This is a genomic window from Lyngbya sp. CCY1209, from assembly GCF_055795065.1.
The window spans coordinates 1-3,354 of the sequence record NZ_JAYFER010000344.1; the positions used below are offsets into that span (position 1 = coordinate 1).

Genomic DNA, 3,354 nt, shown 5'->3' on the forward strand with positions numbered 1-3,354 from the left:
TGACAGTGGCGGTGCAGCAGTTGGAGGTTCTTGTAATCATCCTTTCCGCCGAGGCATTTAGGAATGATGTGGTCGATCTTCCCTTTGACCCTGAGAGTTCCAACCTCATTTGGAATCTTGTGATACCAAACTTTGGAACCTATGGATAGTTATAGGGCTGGTCAGGGATGAGTCCCTTATATTCACTCAGGGGAGTGAAAGCCCCACCGGGAGGTTATTTCAGGCATTTCAGCCCGATTTCATTCCCGAACGAATCGCACCCTACCTCTCCATTGTGCGACGAATTTCTGCGGCTCGCCATTTTTTCGGATGTCTCCCGCAGGCCCGTCACCCCCGGGGTCAAACCCGTTCAGGTGAACTGTTGGCTCAAGGTGACGGGGTTGTGGACTGTTATTTTCTTTTTGTGAATCGAGATCATATTTTTTTGGCGCAGGTCCCCCAACAGCCGAGTCACGGTGACGCGGGTGGAGCCGATCGCCTCCGCGATCGCCTGGTGGGAGAGTTTCAGGTCGATCCGAATCCCTTCCCGGCCGGGAACCCCGAAATCCCGGCACAAAATCAGCAGGAAGCTGACCAATCTCGACCCCATGTCCCGGTGCGCCAATGTCTCGATCATCATTTCCGTTTGCAGAATCCGGGACGAGAGGCCCCGCAACATGATCATCGACAGATCGGGATCGCTCTTGAGCGCCTTTTCCACCTGCTCGATGGGCACCGACAACAGTTCCACCGGCGTGAACGCCACGGCATGGTAAAACCGGTCGGATTTGTGGCCCGTAATCAGTGAGAGGACGCCAAAAACGCTATTTTCCCGCAGCAGGGCGACTGTAATTTCCTCTCCCGCCTCGTAAACCCGGGACAGCTTCACCGCACCCTTGATCAATACATAAACGCGCTCGGCGGGATCGCCGGGGAAAAAGATGGTCTTACCCCGTTCAAAACTTTCCACCACGGGGGGAAATGCCCCGCCGCCAATTTGACGGAACACTGATGCCAACGGTCTATCATACGTCACTGACCCGATCCCTTCCACTGAACCACTGCCCTAGTTGTACTCTTTTTTATCGTCGGGTTATCGTCGCGCCCCGCCCCAGATCCCCCAGAATTGTGAGCCGGGATCTCGAACGGGCGGGGGAACTATAACCAGTCAACTCGATCTGACCCCTTCCGGTGCATTTTCCACAGGAAATCTAAAGAATGGGTGGCCGGCACCGGACGGTTTCGAGTTTTTCCTCCCGTCGCGAACAGGGAATTGAAACGTCCCCGGGAGCCGGTGGTGTCGGACGATGCCCAGACCGAGCCGCCTGCGAGCCCCGGGTTGGGGATGAATCCGGCGATTCGCTCTCCGGCGTGCATTGACTGCGAGCGAGATGTCCGGCGGATAGAAATTGAGTCGGGAGCAGAATCGCGATCGCTCTTGACATCCTCTCACCGTTAAATCAAAGATTATAACGGGAGATTCCGAAGTCTCACAACTGAGGCCGACGGGCTTGAGAGCAACTCACCTCAGTTCCCCAGACTCCCCGGCGAGCATCCCCGATCCTCCGTTCAAACCGGTCTGGGGTTTGACATCGCTCCGGTCTGTCCCGGCGGCCCGAATCCGGCTCAAAACTCCACTGGGGCATCCCCATCCTGGCTCCCTCAATTGATTCGGACGCTTTGCCACCGGGATTTTAACACCAAATGCTCGGCTTTTGAAGTCGGGCGGCGACGGGTTCGGAAATGGAGAGTCAATCGGACTCGATTTTTCAGATAAAATAATCTACCATGTTGGATTTAAACGGAAAAAACGCATTAGTTACCGGCATTGCCAACGATCGCTCGATCGCTTGGGGCATTGCCCAGCAGCTTCACCAGGCTGGTGCCCAATTGGGGATCACCTACCTCCCGGACGAGAAGGGGCGGTTCGAGAAAAAGGTTCGGAATCTCGTCGAACCCCTGAATCCGTCGCTGATCATGCCCTGCAACGTCCAAGATGACGGGTTGGTCGAGTCTTTATTCGCGGCGGTGCGACAGAAGTGGGGCAAGTTGGACATTTTGATCCACTCTCTGGCCTTCGCGGGCAAGGAGGAACTCTCGGGGGACTTCAGCGCCGTGTCCCGGGAGGGCTTCACCCGCGCCCTCGACATCAGCGCTTACTCCCTGGTGCAGTTGAGCGCAGCCGCCAAACCGCTGATGGCTGAAGGAGGGAGCATCGTCACCCTCAGCTATTTGGGCGGCGTGCGGGTCGTCCCCAACTACAATGTCATGGGCATTGCCAAAGCCGCCTTGGAAATGAACGTCCGCTACCTGGCTGCGGAGATGGGACCCCAGGGGGTGCGGGTGAACGGAATTTCATCGGGGCCGATCCGAACTCTGGCCTCCTCGGCCGTGGGGGGGATCACGGACATGATCCGCCACGTCGAGGAGGTCGCGCCGCTGCGCCGCACCGTCACCCAGACGGAGGTGGGCAATACGGCGGCCTTCCTGTGCAGCGACCTGTCGAGCGGGATCACCGGCCAGATTCTCTACGTCGATTCGGGTTACTGCATCATGGGGATGTAGTGCCGGCGGACGGGGCACCGGCCCCGATTCTCCCGACGGTTTTAAACGATCATTCAGTTAAATATCATGCAGACTCGCGATCGCGCATCGACTTCAATTCCCGACACCCTCCCGGCCCGCACCGCTGCGGTGAAGCGCACCACCGGGGAAACGGACGTCTCCGTGACGGTGAATTTGGACGGGACGGGGATCTGCCACGCGGCGACGGGAATCCCCTTCCTCGACCATATGTTGCACCAAATCGCCTCCCACGGCCTGTTGGATTTGGAGATCAAAGCCGTGGGGGATATCGAAATTGACGACCACCACACCAACGAAGACGTGGGCATCGCCTTCGGGCAGGCCTTGGCGAAGGCCCTGGGCGATCGCAAGGGCATCGTCCGGTTCGGACATTTCGTCGCCCCCCTCGACGAGGCCCTGGTGCAGGTCGCCCTCGACTTTTCGGGCCGACCCCACCTGACCTACGGTTTGGAGATCCCGACCCAGCGGGTGGGAACCTACGACACCCAGTTGGTGCGGGAATTTTTCGTGGCCGTCGCCAACAATAGCCTGATGACCCTGCACCTGCGCCAGTTGGACGGGATCAACTCCCACCACATCATCGAAGCGGCGTTCAAGGCCTTCGCGCGATCGCTGCGGATGGCGGTGGAGTTCGACCCCCGGCGGATGCACCAGATACCGAGTTCCAAAGGCGTCTTGTAAAACAATCCGGGTGGCATCAGCCACCCGTTTTCTTCACGTAAAATCTCCGATACGTTTGGAAGCTCTGTCTCTTTAGAGCAGGGAGGAAAAACGAACGGCGGCTTGAGT

The 3,354-nt window shown here is 58.1% G+C and carries 3 protein-coding genes and 1 pseudogene; 2 read left to right on the forward strand and 2 right to left on the reverse strand.

Annotated elements, in window-relative coordinates:
* A pseudogene (locus AC0QHF_RS09750) lies at positions 1-80 on the reverse strand (HNH endonuclease); the annotation flags it as partial.
* Between the two features lie 269 nt (positions 81-349).
* Positions 350-1,015, reverse strand: a complete 666-nt coding sequence (gene ntcA / locus AC0QHF_RS09755) for a global nitrogen regulator NtcA (RefSeq protein WP_324704013.1) — start codon at positions 1,013-1,015, stop codon at positions 350-352.
* Positions 1,016-1,767: 752 nt separating this feature from the next.
* Between ntcA and fabI the strand changes: the two genes are divergently transcribed.
* Entirely contained in the window at positions 1,768-2,544 is a 777-nt protein-coding gene (gene fabI, locus AC0QHF_RS09760) for an enoyl-ACP reductase FabI (RefSeq protein WP_324704014.1), read from the forward strand.
* 66 nt (positions 2,545-2,610) lie between these two features.
* The gene (gene hisB, locus AC0QHF_RS09765) at positions 2,611-3,246 is read left to right on the forward strand and encodes an imidazoleglycerol-phosphate dehydratase HisB (protein ID WP_324704015.1); all 636 of its coding nucleotides are present in this window, start codon (positions 2,611-2,613) and stop codon (positions 3,244-3,246) included.
* The last annotated feature ends 108 nt before the right edge of the window (positions 3,247-3,354 follow it).

What these genes read in the sequence shown, in the direction of transcription:
- fabI (WP_324704014.1), top strand. Translation starts at nt 1,768, where the DNA reads ATGTTGGATTTAAACGGAAAAAACGCATTAGTTACCGGCATTGCCAAC.
- hisB (WP_324704015.1), top strand. Translation starts at nt 2,611, where the DNA reads ATGCAGACTCGCGATCGCGCATCGACTTCAATTCCCGACACCCTCCCG.